This window comes from Kitasatospora phosalacinea (assembly GCF_000717185.1).
Classification (GTDB): Bacteria; Actinomycetota; Actinomycetes; order Streptomycetales; family Streptomycetaceae; genus Kitasatospora; species Kitasatospora phosalacinea_A.
On sequence record NZ_JNYE01000003.1, the window covers coordinates 137,336 to 156,653 of the forward strand.

The 19,318-nt window shown below is 74.3% G+C and carries 14 protein-coding genes; 9 read left to right on the forward strand and 5 right to left on the reverse strand.

Features of this window, described 5'->3' with window-relative positions; genetic code table 11:
- Positions 1–111: 111 nt before the first annotated feature.
- Positions 112–1,212 carry a citrate synthase 2 gene (locus OO57_RS02565; protein WP_033250566.1) on the reverse strand — a complete coding sequence of 367 codons (1,101 nt, stop codon included), beginning with the start codon at positions 1,210–1,212 and terminating at the stop codon, positions 112–114.
- Between the two features lie 453 nt (positions 1,213–1,665).
- Here OO57_RS02565 and pdxH point away from each other — a divergent pair, with 453 nt between their 5' ends.
- The 6 genes from pdxH (at position 1,666) to fxsT (ending at position 11,332) form a co-directional block, all read left to right on the forward strand.
- Positions 1,666–2,289 (forward strand): pyridoxamine 5'-phosphate oxidase, encoded by a 624-nt coding sequence (gene pdxH / locus OO57_RS02570; RefSeq protein WP_033250567.1) that lies wholly within the window; start codon positions 1,666–1,668, stop codon positions 2,287–2,289.
- 279 nt (positions 2,290–2,568) lie between these two features.
- Positions 2,569–2,742, forward strand: a complete 174-nt coding sequence (fxsA, locus tag OO57_RS40305; RefSeq protein WP_063737477.1) for an FxSxx-COOH cyclophane-containing RiPP peptide — start codon at positions 2,569–2,571, stop codon at positions 2,740–2,742.
- A 33-nt stretch (positions 2,743–2,775) separates the two neighbouring features.
- Positions 2,776–5,181 (forward strand): FxsB family cyclophane-forming radical SAM/SPASM peptide maturase, encoded by a 2,406-nt coding sequence (locus OO57_RS02575; RefSeq protein ID WP_033250568.1) that lies wholly within the window; start codon positions 2,776–2,778, stop codon positions 5,179–5,181.
- On the forward strand, positions 5,178–6,023 hold the full coding sequence (locus OO57_RS02580) for an AAC(3) family N-acetyltransferase (RefSeq protein ID WP_234337188.1): 846 nt from the start codon (positions 5,178–5,180) through the stop codon (positions 6,021–6,023). Before OO57_RS02575 ends, OO57_RS02580 begins: the two co-directional genes overlap by 4 nt.
- Positions 6,024–6,125: 102 nt before the next feature.
- Complete coding sequence (locus OO57_RS02585) at positions 6,126–7,136, forward strand: TIR-like protein FxsC (RefSeq protein WP_051776419.1); 1,011 nt, start codon at positions 6,126–6,128, stop codon at positions 7,134–7,136.
- Positions 7,137–7,330: 194 nt separating this feature from the next.
- Positions 7,331–11,332, forward strand: a complete 4,002-nt coding sequence (fxsT, locus tag OO57_RS02590) for an FxSxx-COOH system tetratricopeptide repeat protein (protein WP_106973881.1) — start codon at positions 7,331–7,333, stop codon at positions 11,330–11,332.
- A gap of 127 nt (positions 11,333–11,459) precedes the next feature.
- Here the strand turns inward: fxsT and OO57_RS02595 are convergent, their stop codons facing one another.
- The 3 genes from OO57_RS02595 to OO57_RS02605 all read right to left on the reverse strand — a co-directional run bounded on the left by OO57_RS02595 (position 11,460) and on the right by OO57_RS02605 (position 14,167).
- A complete protein-coding gene (locus tag OO57_RS02595; RefSeq protein WP_234337189.1) occupies positions 11,460–12,329 on the reverse strand; it encodes an alpha/beta fold hydrolase in 870 nt (289 codons plus the stop codon).
- A gap of 16 nt (positions 12,330–12,345) precedes the next feature.
- Positions 12,346–13,275 carry a DUF4231 domain-containing protein gene (locus OO57_RS02600; protein ID WP_051776421.1) on the reverse strand — a complete coding sequence of 310 codons (930 nt, stop codon included), beginning with the start codon at positions 13,273–13,275 and terminating at the stop codon, positions 12,346–12,348.
- Positions 13,276–13,417: 142 nt separating this feature from the next.
- A complete protein-coding gene (locus OO57_RS02605) occupies positions 13,418–14,167 on the reverse strand; it encodes a sugar isomerase domain-containing protein (RefSeq protein WP_033250570.1) in 750 nt (249 codons plus the stop codon).
- Positions 14,168–14,367: 200 nt separating this feature from the next.
- Here OO57_RS02605 and OO57_RS02610 point away from each other — a divergent pair, with 200 nt between their 5' ends.
- On the forward strand, positions 14,368–15,057 hold the full coding sequence (locus OO57_RS02610; protein WP_033250571.1) for a metal-dependent transcriptional regulator: 690 nt from the start codon (positions 14,368–14,370) through the stop codon (positions 15,055–15,057).
- Positions 15,058–15,624: 567 nt separating this feature from the next.
- On the opposite strand, the gene OO57_RS02615 is transcribed toward OO57_RS02610, so the two are convergent.
- The gene (locus OO57_RS02615) at positions 15,625–16,329 is read right to left on the reverse strand and encodes a bifunctional DNA primase/polymerase (RefSeq protein ID WP_033250572.1); all 705 of its coding nucleotides are present in this window, start codon (positions 16,327–16,329) and stop codon (positions 15,625–15,627) included.
- Between the two features lie 255 nt (positions 16,330–16,584).
- Here OO57_RS02615 and OO57_RS02620 point away from each other — a divergent pair, with 255 nt between their 5' ends.
- Positions 16,585–17,961 carry a hypothetical protein gene (locus OO57_RS02620; RefSeq protein WP_033250573.1) on the forward strand — a complete coding sequence of 459 codons (1,377 nt, stop codon included), beginning with the start codon at positions 16,585–16,587 and terminating at the stop codon, positions 17,959–17,961.
- Positions 17,962–18,134: 173 nt separating this feature from the next.
- Positions 18,135–19,223: a hypothetical protein gene (locus OO57_RS44530; RefSeq protein ID WP_051776422.1), complete on the forward strand. Its 1,089-nt coding sequence runs from the start codon at positions 18,135–18,137 to the stop codon at positions 19,221–19,223.
- Positions 19,224–19,318: the final 95 nt, after the last annotated feature.

The following is a 19,318-nucleotide window of genomic DNA, read 5'->3' on the forward strand; positions in this document are numbered from 1 at the left end:
GCCCCGGACAGGCCGCACCGGAACGCGTGACCCCTGGTCAGGGGGTGTCCACGCGCCCGGTGGCGGCCGTGCCGGTGCTGACGGCCGGTCAGCTTTTCACCCGGAAGTGGGTCAGCCGGCGATCTGGTCCCAGCCCTCGATCTCCTGCGGCTTGCGGGAGCCCGGGCCGATGTAGCGGGCGGCCGGGCGGACCAGCCGGCCGGTGCGCTTCTGCTCCAGGATGTGCGCCGACCAGCCGGCCGTGCGGGCGCAGGTGAACATCGAGGTGAACATGTGCGCCGGGACCTCGGCGAAGTCCAGCATGATGGCGGCCCAGAACTCGACGTTGGTGGCCAGCACGCGGTCGGGGCGGCGGTTGTGCAGCTCCTCCAGCGCGGCCTTCTCCAGCGCCTCGGCGATCTCGTAGCGCGGCGCGCCGAGCTCCTTGGCGGTGCGGCGCAGCACCCGGGCGCGCGGGTCCTCGGCGCGGTAGACGCGGTGGCCGAAGCCCATCAGCCGCTCGCCCTTGTCCAGGGCCTGCTTCACGTAGCCCGCCGCGTCGCCGGTGCGCTCGATCTCCTCGATCATGCCGAGCACCCGGGACGGCGCGCCGCCGTGCAGCGGGCCGGACATCGCGCCCACCGCGCCGGACAGCGCCGCCGCGACGTCCGCGCCGGTGGAGGCGATCACCCGGGCGGTGAAGGTGGAGGCGTTCATGCCGTGCTCGGCGGCCGAGGTCCAGTACGCGTCGACGGCCTTGACGTGCTTCGGGTCCGGCTCGCCGCGCCAGCGGATCATGAACCGCTCGACGATGGTCCCCGCCTTGTCGATCTCGCGCTGCGGCACCATCGGCAGGCCCTGGCCGCGGGCCGACTGGGCCACGTACGACAGCGCCATCACGGCGGCCCGGGCGAGGTCGTCGCGGGCCTGCTCGGCGGAGATGTCCAGCAGCGGCTTGAGGCCCCAGACCGGGGCGAGCATGGCGAGGGCGGACTGCACGTCGACCCGGATGTCACCGGAGTGGACCGGGATCGGGAACGGTTCGGCGGCCGGCAGGCCGGGGGCGAACTTGCCGTCCACCAGCAGGCCCCACACGTGCCCGAAGGAGACCTGGCCGACCAGGTCCTCGATGTCCACCCCGCGGTAGCGCAGCGCCCCGCCCTCGCGGTCGGGCTCGGCGATCTCGCTCTCGAAGGCGACTACACCCTCAAGGCCGGGTACGAAATCCGACATCAGAACGGCTCCTTCAGTGATCCGACGCGGCGCGCGGCCGTGGTGGGGCGGCGCGCCGGTGGCCGATGGTGGTTGGCACTCGGTGTCAGATTGTCAGGCACGGAGTGCATTGCGCCATACACCACGACGGTGATGTTTCCCCCACGGGCCGCTCGCACCCCTGTCGTCTCCGGCGTCGTCGGCGGATTTTCGGGGCGTCCCGGGCGGTAGCCGGACGATTCCCCGGCAGGCGGGTCGTGAAGCGGTGGCGTGCCACCCTACTCCCGACCGCGCCCCCGGAGGCGGCGGCGCCCGGCGCTTGTCGTACGGGATGATGGGGGCGTGCCTACCGCGGAACGCCACCCGAGCACCGAGCCGAGTGCCCTGCCCCTGCCCACGGAGCCCACGGAGCCCGCCGGGCCCGCCGCGCCCGCAGCGCCGACCGGGGAGCGCCCCGGGCCGGACCCGTCGGTGATGCGCGAGCACTACCTGCACGAGGGGCTCGCCGAGGGGGAGCTCGCCGACGACCCGTACCAGCAGTTCACCCGCTGGTTCCACGAGGCGGGCGAGGCGGGCGTGCCCGAGCCCAACGCGATGGTGCTCTCCACCGCCGACGCCGAGGGGCTGCCCTCCGCGCGCACCGTCCTGCTCAAGGGCTACGACCGGCGCGGCTTCGTGTTCTTCACCAACTACGGCTCCCGCAAGGGCGCCGACCTGGCCGCCAACCCGAACGCCGCGCTGCTCTTCCCGTGGATCGTGCTGGCCCGCCAGGTCATCGTGACCGGCCGGGTGGAGAAGGTCGGCCGGGACGAGACCGCCGCCTACTTCCGCACCCGCCCGCACGGCTCCCAGCTCGGCGCCTGGGCCAGCGAGCAGTCCAGCCCGGTGGCCGACCGCGGGGTGCTGGAGCGCCGGTACGCCGACCTGGCCGCCCGCTACCCGGAGGGCGAGGGGGTGCCCGTCCCGCCGTTCTGGGGCGGCTACCGGGTCGTCCCGCGCGCCGTCGAGTTCTGGCAGGGCCGGGAGAACCGGCTGCACGACCGGCTGCGGTACGTCGCCACCGCCGAGGGGTGGCGGGTCGAGCGGCTCTGCCCCTGACCCGTCGTCGGGGGCGGGCCGCCAGTTCGACCTTCGTTAGCACGCTCGGTCGAGTGCCGGTACCGCCGAACGGGTGGTTCGTGGGGCGCTGATGGGCCTTCAACTTCCTTGCGGACAAGGGCCGGAGGGCCCGCCGGCGGGCTTCCGGGCCTTGCCTCGCCGGGTGCTCCCAAGGTCTATGCTGTGCATCGGTGTCAGGCCGCAGTGACTCGCGACACTGATGGATTCCGGCTGCGGCGATCCCCCGTTCGCACGCCTCGATGAATGAAGGCAACGCCGATGACCACTGCACTTGTCGAAGACCTGTCCGAGCCTCGGGTCGCTTCCGAGTGTGAGAGCCTGGCCGACCTCGCCGCCCTGGACGTCGAGGAGCTCACCGCGCAGATCGAGCGGGCGCTCCCGACCGCGGGGGGCCGCCAGGTGTCGGTGGCTGCCTTCCAGTCGTCCATCTGAGCGGACGGAACGCGTCGAATCGGTCCGTCCGACATGTTCGAAACAGTGCCCTTCAGCCAGTTCGTCCTGAAGGTCCACAGCCGCTGTGACCTGGCCTGCGACCACTGCTACGTCTACGAGCACGAGGACACCAGCTGGGGCCGCAAGCCCAGGGTGGTCGGGGACGAGGTGCTGGAGCGGACGGCCGGGCGGATCGGGGAGCACGCCAGGACCCACCGGCTCCCCGCCGTGCACGTCGTGCTGCACGGCGGGGAGCCGCTGCTCGCGGGCCCGGAGCGGCTGCGGCGGGCCGCCGGACTGCTGCGGGCCGCACTGCCCGCGGGCTGCGAGCTGGACCTGCGGATCCACACCAACGGGGTGCTGCTGAGCCGCCGCTTCTGCGAGCTGTTCGCCGAGCAGGGGATCAAGGTCGGCATCTCGCTGGACGGCGACCGGGCCGCCAACGACCGGCACCGCCTCTTCCCGGACGGCCGCTCCAGCCACGCCAAGGTGCTGGCCGCGCTGGCCCTGCTGCGCGAACCGGAGTTCCGGCACCTGTACGCCGGGCTGCTGTGCACGATCGACGTCGCCAACGACCCGGTCGCGGTGTACGAGGCCCTGGCCGCCGAGGAACCGCCGCGGATCGACTTCCTCCTGCCGCACGCCACCTGGGACCACCCGCCCGTCCGGCCCGAGGGCTCGGGGCCGACACCCTACGCCGACTGGCTGCTGGCGGTCCACCGGCACTGGACCGAGCGGGGCCGCCCGGTGCCGGTGCGGATCTTCGACTCGGTGCACCGCACGCTGCGGGGCCTGACCAGCCTCACCGAGTCGCTCGGACTCGGCCCGGCGGACCTGGTGGTCGTCGAGACCGACGGGACGCTGGAACAGGCCGACAGCCTGAAGACCGCCTACGACGGGGCGCCCGAGACCGGGTTCACGGTCTTCGAGCACGGCTTCGACCGGGTCGCCGCCCACCCCGGCATGGTGGAGCGGCAGTCCGGGCTGGCCGGGCTGGCCGAGCAGTGCCGGGCCTGCCCGGTGGTGCGCTCCTGCGGCGGGGGCCTCTACGCACACCGCTACCGGGGCGACGACGGCTCCGGCTTCCGCAACCCCTCCGTCTTCTGCGGGGACCTCTTGAAGCTGATCACCACCATCCGGGACCGGACGGCGCCCGCCGCCGCCGTCCCGGCCCAGGACCCGTCCGGTGCCGCGCTGACCGGGCGCCAGCTCGACGAACTGGCGACGGGCCTCGGCGGGGCCGACACCGTCCGCGCCCTGTCGGCCGCCCAACTCGGGCTCACCCGGCGGCTGGTGGCCGCGGTCGGCAGCGCCTCCCCGGCCTGGGGCCTGGTCACCTCGCTGGACGGCACCGACCGCGCCGCGCTGTCCGCCGTGCTGGCCCACCCGTACGTCCGGGCCTGGGCGGTGCGCTGCCTGGGCGGCGAGGCCGGGGCGGGCCCCGGCGGGGCGGACCTGGGCGGGATGGCCGAGGTGGCGGCCGCGGCCGCGCTGCGGGCCCGCCGCTCCTTCGAGCTGGCGCTGCCGGTCCGCGCCGGGGCCGTGCACCTGCCCACGCTGGGGCGGGTGCTGGTCGGCGGGGCGGGCGAGGCGGTGCTCACCGGCGGCCCGGAGGGCTTCGAGGTCGGCGGCGTCCGGGTCGGCCGGGACGACCCCGGGGACGGGCGCTGGCAGCCGGTGCGCGGCGTCGCCCTCCCCGACGGCTGGACCGTCGCCCTGGAGGACACCGACCCGCAGCGCGACAGCCACCAGTGGCCGGTCGCCGAACGCCTGGACGACGCCGAACTCCACGCCTGGACGGGCGCGTTGCAGGGCGCCTGGGAGCTGCTCGGCCGGGACCTGCCCGAGTACGCCCCCGGCCTCCGCGCCGGCCTGTCCACCCTCACCCCGCTGCGCCCCGGCCCGGCCGGGCGGGACGTCTCGGCCGCCGCCCGGCAGGCGTACGGGGCGGTCGGGATCGCCCGGCCGGCCACCGCGCCCACGCTGGCGCTGCTGCTCGCCCACGAGTTCCAGCACGTCAAGCTCGGCGCGGTGCTCGACTTCCACGACCTGTACGACCGGGCGGACGAGCGGCTCTACCACGCGCCCTGGCGGCCCGACCCGCGCCCGCTGGAGGGGCTGCTGCAGGGCACGTACGCGCACCTGGCGGTCGCCGCGTACTGGGCGAGCCGGGTGCGGGCGCTGGACGGCGGACCGGGCGGGGACGACGCCCGGGTGCAGCTGGCGCGCTGGCGGTCGCACACCGCCGGGGCGATCGAGACGCTGGCCGGGTCCGGCTCGCTCACCCCGCTCGGGGAGCGCTTCGCCGCGGGGATGCGCGCGGGGCTCGCGCCCGCGCTGGCGGTGCCGGTCGGGGCGGCGGCCGAGCGGGCGGCGGCCGAGGACGCCGCGGCGAACCTGGCCGCCTGGCGCGAGCGCGCAGCGGCGGCCCGGCCGTGACCGGGACGGCGGTCCGCCCGGAGCGGGCGGCGCGCACCGGCCGGGGGCGGCCCTGGGAGGTCGGCGAACTCGTCGGCCACCTGAGGGACCTGGGCGTGCGGGAGGGCGAGGTCCTGCTGGTGCAGTCCTCGCTGCGGGCGGTCGGGCCGGTGACGGGGGGCGTGCAAGGGGTGGTGGAGGCGCTCCTCGGGGCGCTGGGGGCGCGCGGCACGCTCGTCGTCTACACCGCTACGCCCGAGAACTCCCGGACCTCCCCCCACTACCGGGCCGCCACCGCCGGCCTGACCCCCGCCCAACTGGCCGGATACCACGAGCGGATGCCGGTCTGGGACCGCGCCCTGACCGCCGCCTCGCCGACCATGGGGCGGCTCGCCGAGGAGGTCCGGCTGCTGCCCGGAGCGCTGCGCAGCGCGCACCCGCAGACCTCGTTCACCGCGGTCGGGCCCGCCGCCGCCGAGCTGACCGACGGCCACCGGCTGGAGTGCCACCTCGGCGACGACTCGCCCGCCGGGTGGCTGTACCGGAACCGGGCGCGGAGCCTGATGCTCGGCGTGCCGGTGTGGTGCTGCACCCCGCTCCACCTGCTGGAGTACTGGCAGCCGGACCGGCCGGAACAGGTGTACACCTGCGTCCGGCGGGACGGGGCGGGCGGGCGCGAGGTGGTCGAGTTCACCGGCACCCGGCTGCGGGACGACCACTTCGAGGCGATGGGCGCGCTGCTCGACGCGCAGCTGGGCGCCCCGCTGCGGCACGGCCCGGTCGGCGACGCCCGCTGCCACCTGATGCCGATCCGCGAAGCGGTCGACCTCGCAGCCAAGTGGTACCGGAACGGCCGGAGTTGACGCCGGATCAGATCAAGGCCCTATTCCATTCGGACCGCCGACCTTCCTACACTTGAGTCCCTTTCGGGGGAACAGTGACAGGCGGGCTCGGGGGAGGCGCGTGTGAGCAGCGGGGCGGGCCAGAGGAAGGACGCGCCCAGGCCGTACTTCTTCCTCAGCTACGCGCACACGCCGCGGATCAACTCGCGGGGCGCGGCCGACCCCAACCTGTGGGTGGCGAAGCTGTACCAGGACCTGTCCGAGGCGATCCTGCAGATCACCGACGCGCCGTCCGGGCACCCCGTCGGCTTCATGGACCGCTCCATGCACCAGGGCCAGAAGTGGGCCGAGCGCCTCTCCCGGGAGCTGGCCACCTGCCGGGTGTTCGTGCCGCTGTACTCGCCGCGCTACTTCAAGTCCGAGGCGTGCGGCCGGGAGTGGCACCTGTTCAGCCGCCGCTCGGTCTACCAGCGGCGCCCCACCGCGGAGCGGATGACCGGCATCGTCCCGGCGCTGTGGGTGGCGATGGAGCACTACCAGCTGCCCCGGGTCGCCGGTGAGCTCCAGTTCAACCACGACAGCTTCGGCGCCGAGTACGCGACCGAGGGCCTGTACGCGCTGATGAAGATCGCCGCGTTCAGCTCGGAGTACCACACCGCGGTGTGGCGGCTGGCCCGGCGGATCGTCGACGTCGCCGAGCAGACCGTCATCCCGATCGGGCAGGTGCTGGACTTCGAGTCCCAGCCGTCCGCCTTCGACCCGCCCGACAACGCCGACCAGGTCCGGATCTCGGTGTTCTCCTACCGGGAGCGCGAACTGCCGCCCCAGCGCAGCGCGTTCTGGTACGGCGAGCAGCGCACCGACTGGCAGCCGTACCGGCCGGACTCCTCCCGGCCGCTGGCCCAGGACGGCGCCGGCTGGACCGGCGCAACCTCGGTCCGGTCGCCGTCATCGAGCCCTGGAACCGCGAGGACCAGCAGAGCCGCGACCACGAGCGGATGCTCGACGAGCTCGGCGACGACGTGCTGTCCGTCAGCCGCGGCTCCCGGCAGCGGCCCAGCCTGCGCGACGAGGGCCCCACCGGGGCCCCCGGCAGCATCGAGGAGTTCCGCGGCGAGATGGAGCGCGCCGTGATGCGCGCCTGCACCGCCCACGAGCAGCAGCACCGGGACGGCCCGGACGACGGGCCGGTCGACCGCAGACCCAGCATCGGGCCCTGACCGGGCCCGGAACGGCACCTCGCAGGACACCGGGCGGTCGGGACTCCGGCCGGTGAGCACGGCGTGCGCACCACGACGGGCACCCAAGGGCCCGAGGGAGGGAACGTCATGACCGAGAGGCCGGCGAAGGGCCCGCAGATCCAGGCGCGCCGCCGCGACGCCACGATCGAGAACCGGCACGGCCGGATCGTCACCTTCTACTCCTACAAGGGCGGCACCGGCCGCACCATGGCCCTGGCCAACAGCGCCTGGATCCTGGCCGCCAACGGCTACCGGGTGCTGGTCGTCGACTGGGACCTGGAGGCCCCCGGCCTGGCCCAGTTCTTCCGGCCCTTCCTCAACCCGGAGGTGGTCGCCGCCACCACCGGCATCATGGACCTGTTCGGCGACTACCTCGAAGAGGCCCGCCGCCCGATCGACCGCGACCCCGAGTGGATCGAGGACTTCGCCCGGATCCACCCGCACGCCCTCTCGCTGGCCTGGCCGCACTTCCCCGGCGGCGGCCGCATCGACCTCGTCCCCGCCGGGCAGCAGAACCGCGACTACTCGGTGGCCCGCCTGGACTGGGACCTGCTGTACGAGCGCTACGAGGGCCGCCGGTTCATCCAGTCGCTGCGCGCCGACATGAAGCGCCGCTACGACTACGTGCTGATCGACAGCCGCACCGGCCTCACCGACACCGCCGACATCTGCACCGTCGAGATGCCCGACGACCTGGTGGTCTGCTTCACCCTCAGCGACCAGTCCATCGACGGCGCCTCCCGGATCGCCCGGGTGATCGAGGACCGCTACGGCGACCGCGACATCCGGATCCTGCCCGTCCCGATGCGCATCGACGAGGGCGAGAAGGACAAGGCCGACGCGGGCCGGGCGCTGGCCCGGATCAAGTTCGCCGGCCTGCCCGCGGGCTTCGGCGAGAGCGAACTGGCCCGCTACTGGGCCGGGGTGGAGATCCCCTACCGGCCGTTCTACGCGTACGAGGAGATCCTCGCCCCGTTCGGCGACCAGCCCGGGCTGCCCGGCTCGATGCTCGCCGCCAACGAGCGGCTGACCCGGGAGATCACCCAGAACCGGGTCGGCGGGCTGCCGCCGATGCCCGAGGACCTGCGGCTGCGCTTCCTCGACGGCTTCGCCCGCCGCCGCCCCACCGCCCCCGCCGACCTGTACCTCAGCTACGTCCCCGAGGACCGGGCCTGGGCGGACTGGATCTCCGCGCTGCTCGCCGACGCGGGCTACCGGGTCGTCCCGCGCGACGTCGGCGCCGGGGCCAACCCGCGCGAGGCCACCGGGCGCGGCATCGACTCCGCGTACCGCACCGTCGCCCTGCTGTCCGCCGCCTACCTGCAGTCGCCGCAGGCCCAGGCGCTGTGGGACCGCACCGTGCTCGCCGACCCGGCCGGGGCCCGCCGCCAGCTGATCCCGGTCCGGGTCTCCGACGTCCGGCTGAACGCGCCGTACAACAACCGCAACCCCGTCGACCTGATCGGCCGCGACGAGGTCGCCGCCGCCACCGCGCTGCTGCGCGCGCTCGGCCGCACCGAGGCCGAGCTGCCCGAGCGCAGCCCCGGCGCGCCGCGCTTCCCCGGCACCAAGCCCACCTACTGGGAGGTGCCGCAGCGCAACCACTCCTTCACCGGCCGGGTCAAGGTCCTCGACGACCTGCGGGCCCAGCTCGCGGGCGGCACCACGGCCGTGCTGCCCCCGCCGCAGACCCTGTACGGCCTCGGCGGCGTCGGCAAGACCCAGGTCGCGCTGGAGTACGCGCACCGCTACATGTCGCACTACGACCTGGTGTGGTGGATCGACGCCGAGCAGAGCGAGAACGTCGTGGTCGACCTCGCCGACCTCGCCGGACGCCTCGGACTGCGGGTCGGCGACAACGTCAGCGAGGCCGCGCAGGCCGCCCGCGACGCGCTCCGGCAGGGCATCCCGACCCCCAACTGGCTGCTGATCTTCGACAACGCCGACGAGCCCGGCGAGATCCGCCGCTTCTTCCCCGACGGCCCCGGCCACATCCTGGTCACCTCCCGCAACCAGGGCTGGTCCGGGCAGGCCGGCGTGCTCAACGTCGACGTGTTCGACCGCACCGAGTCCGTCGACCACCTCACCCGCCGGGTCCGCGGCCTCGCCCGCGGCGACGCCGACCGGGTCGCCGAGGCCGTCGGCGACCTGCCGCTGGCCGTCGAGGTCGCCGCGGCCTGGCTGGAGACCACCCGCACCCCCGTCGACACCTACGTCAACCAGCTCAAGGCCGAGGCCACCAAGGTCCTCGCGGCCGGCGAGACCCCCGTCGACTACCCCACCCCCGTCGGGCTCACCTGGAACGTCTCCATCACCCGGCTGCGCGAGCAGTCGCCCGCCGCCGTCCGGCTGCTGGAGCTGTGCGCCTTCTTCGCGCCCGAGCCGATCTCGCTGCGGCAGTTCTTCTTCTCCGAGCAGATGCGGCTCGCCCTCGTCCCCTACGACGAGGAGCTCACCGACACCTTCCTGCTCGGCAAGGTGCTGCGCGCCGTCAGCCGCTACGCCCTCGCCAAGACCGACGCCGGATCCGACTCCTTCCAGGTCCACCGGCTCGTCCAGGCCGTCGTCCGCAGCGGCATGAGCGAGGCCGAGCGCAACACCGCCATGCACCAGGTGCACCGCATCCTGGTCAACGCCCGGCCCCAGCGCGGCGACACCGACGACCCCGTCAACTGGCCCACCCTGGAGAAGATCTGGCCCCACCTCACGCCGTCCCGGGCCCAGGACTGCGACGAGCGCGAGGTCCGCGAACTGCTCATCGACCGCGTCCGCTACCTGTGGAAGCGCGTCGACCTCGAACAGGCCCTGCAGCTCGGCCGCCAGCTCGACGCCGCCTGGACGGTCCGCGCCGAGACCGAGGGCGACAGCACCGAGCAGCGGATCTGGCGCCGCCAGATCCTCAGCCTGCGCCTGCAGATCGCCAACGTGCTGCGCTCCAAGGGGTTCTACGCCGACTCGCTGGCCCTCAACCAGCAGACCCTGGCCGGGCAGCGCGAACTCCTCGGCGAGCACCACCCGTACACCCTGATGACCGCCAACTCGATGGCCGCCGACCTGCGCTACCTCAACCGGTTCCAGGAGGCGCTCGCCCTCGACCAGGACACCTACGACCAGTTCGTCGAACTCTTCGGCGAGGACGACCCGCGCACCCTCACCGTCGCCAACAACCTCGCCATCGACCACCGCCTGGTCGGCAACACCGCGGCTGCCCGCGACCTCGACCAGGACACCGTCGAACGCAACGGCGCCGTCCGCGGCCCGCACCACCCCTACACCCTCGGCACCAAGTCCAACCTCGCCCGCGACCTGCGCGAGATGGGCGACTACAAGGGCTCGGTGGAACTGCTGCGGGAAGTCACCGAGGCCTTCGCCGACCTCCCGCAGTCCGACCTGCCCGAGGAACTGCGCAACGCCAAGTCGCTCGCCGTCTCGCTCCGCCGGGCCGGACAGTACGCCGAGGCCCGCGAACTCACCGAACGCACCTACGAGCGCTACCTCGACCTGTTCGGCCCCGACTTCGCCGACGCCCTCGCCTGCCGGCTCAACCTGGCGGCCGACCACAGCGCCGCCGGCGACAAGGAGACCGCCCGCGACATCGCCGCCGACGCCTACGAGGGCCACCGCCGGCTCTTCGGCGACGACCACCCCTTCACCTTCGCCTGCGAGAACAACCTCGCCATCTACCTGCGCGGCTCCGGCGACCTGGAGGGCGCCACCGCCCACGGCCGCGCCGCGGCGGCGGGCCTGGCCCGCGTCCTCGGCGACGGCCACCCGTTCGTCCTCAACGCCACCCTCAACCTCGCCAACGCGCTCGGGGAGAACGGCGAGTACGAGGAGGCCGAACTGCTCGGCCGCATCGCCCACGACGGGCTCGCCACCCGCTACGGGGCCAACCACCCCGACGCGCTGATCTGCCAGGCCAACCTCGCCGTCACCCTCCGCGAGGCGGGCCGGCGCAGCGAGGCGGAGGCCCTGCGGATGCCGGCCGTCGCCGGCCTGGTCGAACTCTTCGGGGAGGAGCACCCGTCCGTCGTCGCGGCCCGCAGGTGGCAGCGCACCAACCGCGACCTGGAGCCGCAGCCGCTCTGAGACGACGCTGCGCGGGGCGGGAGGGGGACGGCAGCGAGGTCGCGAGGCGGGCGGCGGGTGGCCGCTCCCTCGCGGTCCTGCCGGGGGCGCCGGGTCGCTCGCGCGGTTCCCCGCGCCCCCGTTCCCGTCAGGTGTGGGTGACCCAGCGGATGGCGTCCGTCATCTCCTTGAGGGAGCCGAAGTGCGCGGCGCCGGGTTCGAGGTAGAGCTGGGCGCCGGGGATGTGGTCGGCGAGCCAGGCGGAGTGGCCGACGGGGGAGAACTTGTCGTCGGCGCCGTGCCAGAGGCGGACCGGGACACCGATGTCGCCGACGGCGAAGCCCCAGTCGGTGACGAAGGCCAGGACGTCGTCGATCCAGCCGTCGGCGCCGTAGCGGAAGGCCTGGCGGTAGGTGGAGTGGAGCATCCGGCGGATGCCGATGTCGGCGACGACGGTGCGGTCCGGCGGGCTGAGCTCGGGGACCAGGTTGCGGATCAGCTGGGCCGGGTCGCGGCGGATCACCCGGGAGCGGACCTGGAACTGGCCGGCGATCCGGGGCTGGCCCAGTTCGGCCTGGCGGTAGGCGCGCTCGTTGGAGGCGGTCATGCCCGCGAACCAGTCGAGGCCGTCCGCGTGGCGGGGGGCGAGCGAGACCTGGGTGGCGACCCGGTGGACCCGGTCGGGGAGCAGCGCGGCGCAGGCGAGCGCGTGCGGGCCGCCGCCGGAGCGGCCGACCACGGCGAAGCGGTCGAGGCCGAGGGCGTCGGCGATCACGGTGACGTCGTGCGCGGCGGCGGCGACGTCGCGGCCGGGCAGCCGGGTGGACTCGCCGTAGCCGGGGCGGTCGAAGGAGATCAGGCGGACCCGCATCCGGGCCAGGACGGCGCTGCGCGGGGCGGGGCCGACCCGGCTGCCGGGGGTGCCGTGGAGCAGGAACACCGGCCTGCCGGACGGGTCGCCCGAGGTGTCGACGGCGAGGACGCCGCCGTCCGGGGTCTCGATCCTCCGTGTCGCCACGCGGCGGCCCTCCTGCTCAGCTGGGGATGTCGAGGCTGCGCACCTCGCGGCGCGCCTGCCAGGTGGTGTGCTCCCGGGAGATGGCGTCCTCGGCGTCCCGGGCGAACCGGGCCCAGATCTCCTCGGCCTCCGCGGAGTCCAGGTCGAGGGAGGCCAACTGGGCCTCCACCTTGGCGAGTTCGGCGGCGGCGAGGGTGTAGGCGGCGGCCTGCGGCCGGTACTGGCGCAGCTGGGCCCAGGCGGCGACGGACGCGGCGACGGCGGAGACCGCGCCGAGCGCGTCGAAGCCGAACTGGCCGAGGGCGCGCAGCACGGCCAGCAGCAGGCCCGCGGCGGGCAGCACGATGGCGAGCCGGCCGACCCGGCGGGTGGCGTTGCGGCACTGGATGGCCTTGGCCTGGTACCACTGGCGCTGGCTCTGCACCCGCTCGCGCAGGTAGATCTCGCGGCGGACCGGGAGCGGCTGCTCGCGCAGCTTCTCCATGGTGTCGGTGATCTGCGGGTGGCGGGCCGGGGCGCGCCAGGTGCCGAGCTCCTCGATGACGCCGGGGGCGACCAGGCCGGTGTCGAACTCGCCCAGGATGCCGGAGAGCTGGACGTCGTAGAGGCGCTCGGCGTCCGGCAGCTTGCGCGGCGGCGGCTGGTAGGAGTCGGCGCGCACCGCGTACTTCCACACCAGGGTCTTCACCGACTCGGCGACCGCCCGGCCGTCGTACCAGAGCCGCTGCGGGTTCTGCCGGGCGACGGTGACGGCGATGAACAGCGCGCCGAGGTACGCCACGGCGGCGGCCCAGGCCCAGACCGGGCCGTCCGCGGAGCCCGCGAAGGCGGCGCCCACCAGCAGGAGCAGCTCCCAGCGGGAGAGCGCCACCGCCCTGGCCTGTCCCTGCAGGGACGCGCCGTCGGCGGCCCAGAAGACGCGCGGGAGCAGGTCCTGCTCCCGCACGAAGCCGATCGAACGCCCCGCCCCAGCCGCCATCCCCGCCCCCGCAGCGCAGTCTCACCGGACTCGGGAGTCCTTCCCCGTTCCGGGTGAACTTACGCGAGCGGCACCGGAGTTGGCCGAATGGAGCAGGTCGCCGCTGGGGTCACCAGGCGTAGAAGATCCGGTCCGCGTTGTCGGCGATCACCTTGTTGTTCCACTCGGTGCCGCCGTCGACGTTGCCGGAGCGGAACAGCGGCGGGGTGATGCCGCGGTCGGCCAGCTTGGCGATCGCCGAGGCCGTCACCGACTGCATCAGGGCGCTGGTGGTGATGGTCGACACCGAGCCGAACGGGGCGCCCGCGCCGGGGTGGTCCAGCTCGCCGTCGCCGATCCCGATCTTGCTGTCCAGGACGACGTCGCAGTTGTCCTTGAGGTAGGTGCCGGACGGGTGGTTGGAAGTGACCTCGCCGGGATAGGCCAGCGAGGTCACGCCGATCACCTTCATGCCGCGGGCGCGGGCGTGCTGCGCCAGCTCGACCGGCATCACCTGGCGGCCGGAGAGCGAGATCACGAACAGCAGGTCGCCGCTGCGGGCCGGGGTGAGGTCGAGCGTGGTGGTGGCCAGCCCGGAGACCCGCTCCAGGGCGCTGCCCAGGTGCGCGGGCATCACGTTCACGCCGGTCATCCCGGGCACGTTCAGCAGGTTCATCACGACCAGGCCGCCGGCCCGGTAGACCACGTCCTGGGCGGCCAGCGAGGAGTGCCCGGCGCCGTAGGTGAAGATCCGCCGGCCGTGCTCGACGGCCTCCGCCAGCAGCTCCGCGGCGGCCTCGACGTTCTCCCCCTCCTCGGCGCGGATCCGCTCCAGGTGGGCCACGGCGGCGTCCAGGTACCGGCCGACCAGTTCGCTCATCTCTGCTCCGTCCGAGTTCGGTGGCGGTCGGGTGGTCCAGACCGCACTGTGGAGAAAACTACGGCGTGCACGGTGGCCCGCGCCGGACCCGGCTGTCAACCACGACGAGAGGCACCGGGCATAGCGGGCGCGCGGATCCGGTTGTCACCGCGGTACGTCAGAATTGGCGGTGAGGACACCGAAGAACGGAGCCAGGGGCGATGTCAGGGCTGATCGACACCACTGAGATGTACCTCCGCACCATCCTGGAGCTGGAGGAGGAAGGCATCACCCCGATGCGCGCCCGGATCGCCGAGCGGCTGGAGCAGTCCGGCCCGACGGTGAGCCAGACGGTGGGCCGGATGGAACGGGACGGCCTGCTCCAGGTCGCCGAGGACCGCCACCTCGAACTGACCGGCGAGGGGCGCAAGTTGGCCGTCCGGGTGATGCGCAAGCACCGCATCGCCGAGTGCCTGCTGGTGGACGTGATCGGCCTGGAGTGGGAGCAGGTCCACGAGGAGGCCTGCCGCTGGGAGCACGTGATGAGCGAGACGGTCGAGCGCAAGGTGCTCGCCATGCTCGGCCACCCCACCCAGTCCCCGTACGGCAACCCGATCCCGGGCCTGGACGAGCTCGGCGACACCAAGGCCGAGGGCGAGGGCTACGACGCCGGGCTGGTGACGCTGGAGGCCGTCGCGGCCAAGGACGGGGTGGACGTGGTGGTCCGCCGGATCGGCGAGCCGATCCAGACCGACGGCGAGCTGATGCGCACCCTGCGCCGGGCGGGCGTCCGCCCCGGGGCGACGGTGCGGGTCGCCCCGGCGGCGGGCGGCGTGCTGGTCGGCGCCGGCGAGAGCGCGGCCGAGCTGGGCAAGGACATCGCCGCGCACGTGTTCGTCGCCCAGCCGTAGGCGGCGCCGGGCGACCGGGGAGCGGACGACGCACGACGTACGACGCACGACGTACGGCGCAGGGCCCGGTGTCCCCACACCGGGCCCTGCGCCGTCCCCCGTTCCCCCCTGCTCCCCTCCGCCCCCCGTAGCGGTCGTGCGCGGCTCCCCGGCCGCGCCCGGCCGCTTCCTCCCCGTTCCCCCTCGCCCCTCCCTGCCCTCCCGCTGCCGCATTCGGCTTCCCCGTCCGAACGCCCTCCCGGCAGCCCCCCGCGCTCTCGGCCCGCTCGCTCCTTCCGCTCCGTCGGCCCCGTGCTGACGCTGAGGATGATCCCCTCGGCAGCCGCGGCCAATCCTTGAGCGAGGTCACCCGATCGGTGGGCTTCCCCCGTTGACCTGCGGGTATGACGACCGGTTCCGGAAGATCACGCTCCGGACGGGCCGGAACGGGTCGGAACGGGCCGGAACGGCCCCGGGGCACGCGAACGGCGGGCCCCGCCCCCGGATCGGGGGCCGGACCCGCCACGGCCGCGCGGGGTGCCGCGCGGACACGCCCCCACCGGATCGGCCGGGGGCACACTCGGGAGGTCAGCGCACGGCGGCCGCCGGGCGCTGCACGGGGCGCGGGGCCGAGGCCTCGCGCCCGCAGGCGTACGCGAGCGGGCTGACCAGCTCCATCGCGTCCGGCAGCCAGCGGTTCAGCGCGGACGGCGGCCGGGCCCACTGCGCGGAGGCGTACCCGCCGACCCGGGAGGGCGGGGCCACCACCCAGTCGCCCTCGCCGCGCGCCACCAGGTCGAGCCGCTCCGGCGTCCAGCCGATCTGCCGGAGCATGTCCGGCAGCTTGTCGACCACGCCGGGCAGCACCAGGAAGTGCAGCCGCCGCCCGGTGCGCCCCGGCGCGGCGGGCACCGCGACCACCGGGCCCAGTTGCAGCCCCATCCGCTCCATCCGGGCCAGCGCCAGGCAGCCCGCGACCTCCGGCACGTCCAGTACGTCGAAGGCCCGGCCGGTGGGCAGCAGGATCGAGGCCTCCGGGTTCTCGGTCCACCACTTGCGGACCACCCCGGGCCCGGCGCTCGCCCTGCGCCGCCAGTCCGCGCCGAGGGGGTGCGCGCCGGGGAGCGCACAGCGCTCCTCGCCGCACGAGCAGCGGGCCGGGCCGTCGCCGTCGAGCAGCCAGGCGCCCGGCGCGACCTCCCAGTGCCGGTCCTCGGCGTAGCGGACGGCTTCGATCAGCAGCGGCGGCAGGTTCTGTTCGGGGGCTCCCGGGGTGTTGTCCACGTGCTGCACAACTACCGTCCGTGAGTGCGGGTTACGGCCCCGGGCCGAACGGTTCGAACGGGGCGCGGGATGTCACCCGGGACGGTGATCCTGGTCGGAAGAGGTCGTCCGAGCAGGGGCGGTAACGGGCGCAGTGGGGGCGCACAGAGGCATTCACCCGGGCGCGTGGGGAGTGGGTACGTCACCGTGGGTATTCCGCATGGTGTTGCACAGTCGTCGCCCTCCGGTCGGGTCCGGACGGCGTTGGGGAGGCGGGAAAAGCCCATGGCCGCGAGACCACTCGTCGCACGAGAGCCGAACGAGCGTCTGCAGCAGCTGATCCAGGAGGCGGGCTGCTCCAATGCGGGCCTCGCCCGCCGGGTCAACCTCTGCGGAGCAGAACACGGACTGGACCTTCGCTACGACAAGACCTCCGTCGCCCGCTGGCTGCGCGGGCAACAACCCCGCGGGCAGGCGCCCGCGGTGATCGCCGAGGCGCTCGGCCGCAAGCTCGGCCGCGGCGTGACCGTGGACGAGATCGGCATGGCCGACGGCAAGAGCCTCAGCTCCGCCGTCGGCCTCCAGTTCGCGCCCAGCCTGGGCGCCGCGCTGGAGCAGATCTGCGAGCTGTGGCGCAGCGACGTCGGCAAGCGCGACTTCCTGGCCGGCACCACCGTCGCCGCCTCCGCGCTGGTCGAGCCCAGCCGGGACTGGCTGATCACCCCGCCCGACCCGGTGGTCGCCCGCACCGGCGGCACCCGGGTCGGCCTGGCCGACGTCGCGGCGATCCGGGCCACCACCCAGATGCTGGTCGACCTCGACCACCGCTTCGGCAGCGGCCACGTCCGCCCCGTCGTGGTGCACTACCTCAACAGCGTGGTCTCCGGCTTCCTCGGCGGCTCCTACCGCGACGAGACGGGACGTCAACTCTTCGGCGCCGTCGCCCGGTTGACCGAACTGGCCGGCTACATGGCGGTCGACACCGGCCAACCCGGCCTCGCCCAGCGGTACTACATCCAGGCGCTGCGCCTGGCCCAGGCCGCCGACGACCGCGGCTACGGCGGCTACGTGCTCGCCGCGTCGATGAGCCACCTCGCCGCGACCCTCGGCAACCCCCGGGAGATCGCCCAACTCGCCCGCGCCGCCCAGGAGGGCGCCCGGACCGTCGCCACCCCGACCGCGATGGCGATGTTCTACGCCGCCGAGGCCCGCGGCCACGCCCTGCTCGGCGACGCGTACGCCTGCGAGAGCGTCGCCGCCAAGGCGCTGGCCGCGATGGAGCAGCGCAACCCCGCCGACGACCCCGACTGGATCGTCCACTTCGACGAGGCCTACCTCGCCGACGAGTTGGCGCACTGCCACCGGGACCTGCAGCAGGGCGAGCGGGCCGAGCACTACGCCCGCACCGCGCTCGAACTGCACCCCGCGCACCGCGTCCGCCGCCGCGCCGTCGACCTCGTCCTGCTGGCCACCGCCCAGCTCCAGCAGCGCGACCTGGAACGCGCCTGCGAGACCGGCACCGAGGCCGTCCGGCTGCTCAGCGGGCTGCGCTCCAACCGCGGCGTCGAGTACCTGGACGACTTCCGCAGCCGGCTGGAGCCGTACCGCGGGCACCGCGCCGTGCGGGAGTTCCACGCCCGGATGGACGGGGAGGCCGCGTGACGGCCCCCGGCCCAGCGCGGATCGTGAATCAATAGCACAGAACAGCGGCCCGCGTAGTCACCTGTGCCGGTGAACGGGTACCGTGGCCTCGCAGTTGTGGTCCGCCGTCAGCAAACCGGCGGGGCAACCGAGAGGCCCGGGATCCCGGAGCCGTGCACAGGTGAGGAATCGCGTTGAGCCAGCGCCGCTCGTACCCCAACTCCGGCGACTTCAATCTGGACGACCTGTTCCGCCCGGAGCCCGCCGCGGACGGTCAGGGCACTCCGGCGCAGGCCGCCGCGGAGCCCCCGTACGCCCCGCCGCAGGCTCCCGTCCCGCAGCAGCAGTCCGCGCCGCCGCTCGGCGGGAGCGGCAGCCCCGAGTACTGGGGCGCGCCCCCGCAGCCGACCGCGGCGGCCCCGCAGGCCGACGAGGGCGCCACCCAGTACCTGCCGCCCTACCCGGCGGGCGGCCCGTCCGTCGGCGGCGCCCCCCAGCCCGGCTTCCCGCCGCAGCAGCCGCCCGCGTTCCCGCCCCAGCAGCAGCCCCAGCAGCCCGCCTACGGGGCTCCCCAGCCGACGTACGGGGGCGGCGTGGGCTACGGCTCCCCGCAGCCGCCGCAGCAGGGGTACGCCGGTGACGGCGGCCGCCGGAAGCCCAGCGCCAAGGTGCTGATCGGTGCGGGCGTGGCCGGTGTCGCGGTGATCGCCGTCCTGGTCGGCGTGCTGGCCAGCGGGGGCGACAAGGACGACAAGGACACCGCGAAGGGCAGCACGGCCGGCCAGAGCGCCGCCGCGCCCAGCCCGAACGGCGGGAACGCCGCCGTCACCCCCGAGACGAAGGCCCAGGCGCAGGCCATGTCCGACCTGCTCGGCACCGCCAGCGCCAGCCGCACCTCGGTGGTCAACGCGGTCACCGCGGTCGGCAAGTGCCAGAACCTCTCCGACTCGCAGGCCGCGCTCACCGCGGCCGCGGCCCAGCGGCAGGAACTGCTCAAGAAGCTCGGCGACCTCAAGGTCGACAAGCTCACCGACGGCGCGAAGCTCGTCACCCAGCTCCAGCAGGCGTGGCAGGCCTCCGCCACCGCCGACTCCGAGTACGCCCAGTGGGCCGGCGACCTGGCCGCGGGCTGCGACCCGGCCAAGTCCAAGGACAACGCCCACCTGCGCAGCGGCGACGCGGCGAGCGGCACGGCCACGACGGCGAAGAAGCAGGCCTCGGAGCTGTGGGCCACGATCGCCGCGAAGACGGGGCTGCAGGGCAAGAGCGCCAGCGAGCTCTAGGTGTACTGACCACGGAGGTTGGTGACGGGGTTCACGGTGTGGTGATCTTGAAATGAGTGAGGGCCTTCTGGCTCGGTGTGGATTGCGACATCTGC

Bases quoted from the DNA above. Each gene is read 5' to 3' on its own strand.
- OO57_RS02610 (WP_033250571.1), top strand. From the start codon at position 14,368: ATGTCAGGGCTGATCGACACCACTGAGATGTACCTCCGCACCATCCTG.
- pdxH (WP_033250567.1), top strand. From the start codon at position 1,666: ATGCGCGAGCACTACCTGCACGAGGGGCTCGCCGAGGGGGAGCTCGCC.
- OO57_RS02605 (WP_033250570.1), bottom strand. From the start codon at position 14,167: ATGAGCGAACTGGTCGGCCGGTACCTGGACGCCGCCGTGGCCCACCTG.
- OO57_RS02565 (WP_033250566.1), bottom strand. From the start codon at position 1,212: ATGTCGGATTTCGTACCCGGCCTTGAGGGTGTAGTCGCCTTCGAGAGC.
- fxsA (WP_063737477.1), top strand. From the start codon at position 2,569: ATGACCACTGCACTTGTCGAAGACCTGTCCGAGCCTCGGGTCGCTTCC.
- fxsT (WP_106973881.1), top strand. From the start codon at position 7,331: ATGACCGAGAGGCCGGCGAAGGGCCCGCAGATCCAGGCGCGCCGCCGC.
- OO57_RS02620 (WP_033250573.1), top strand. From the start codon at position 16,585: ATGGCCGCGAGACCACTCGTCGCACGAGAGCCGAACGAGCGTCTGCAG.
- OO57_RS02575 (WP_033250568.1), top strand. From the start codon at position 2,776: ATGTTCGAAACAGTGCCCTTCAGCCAGTTCGTCCTGAAGGTCCACAGC.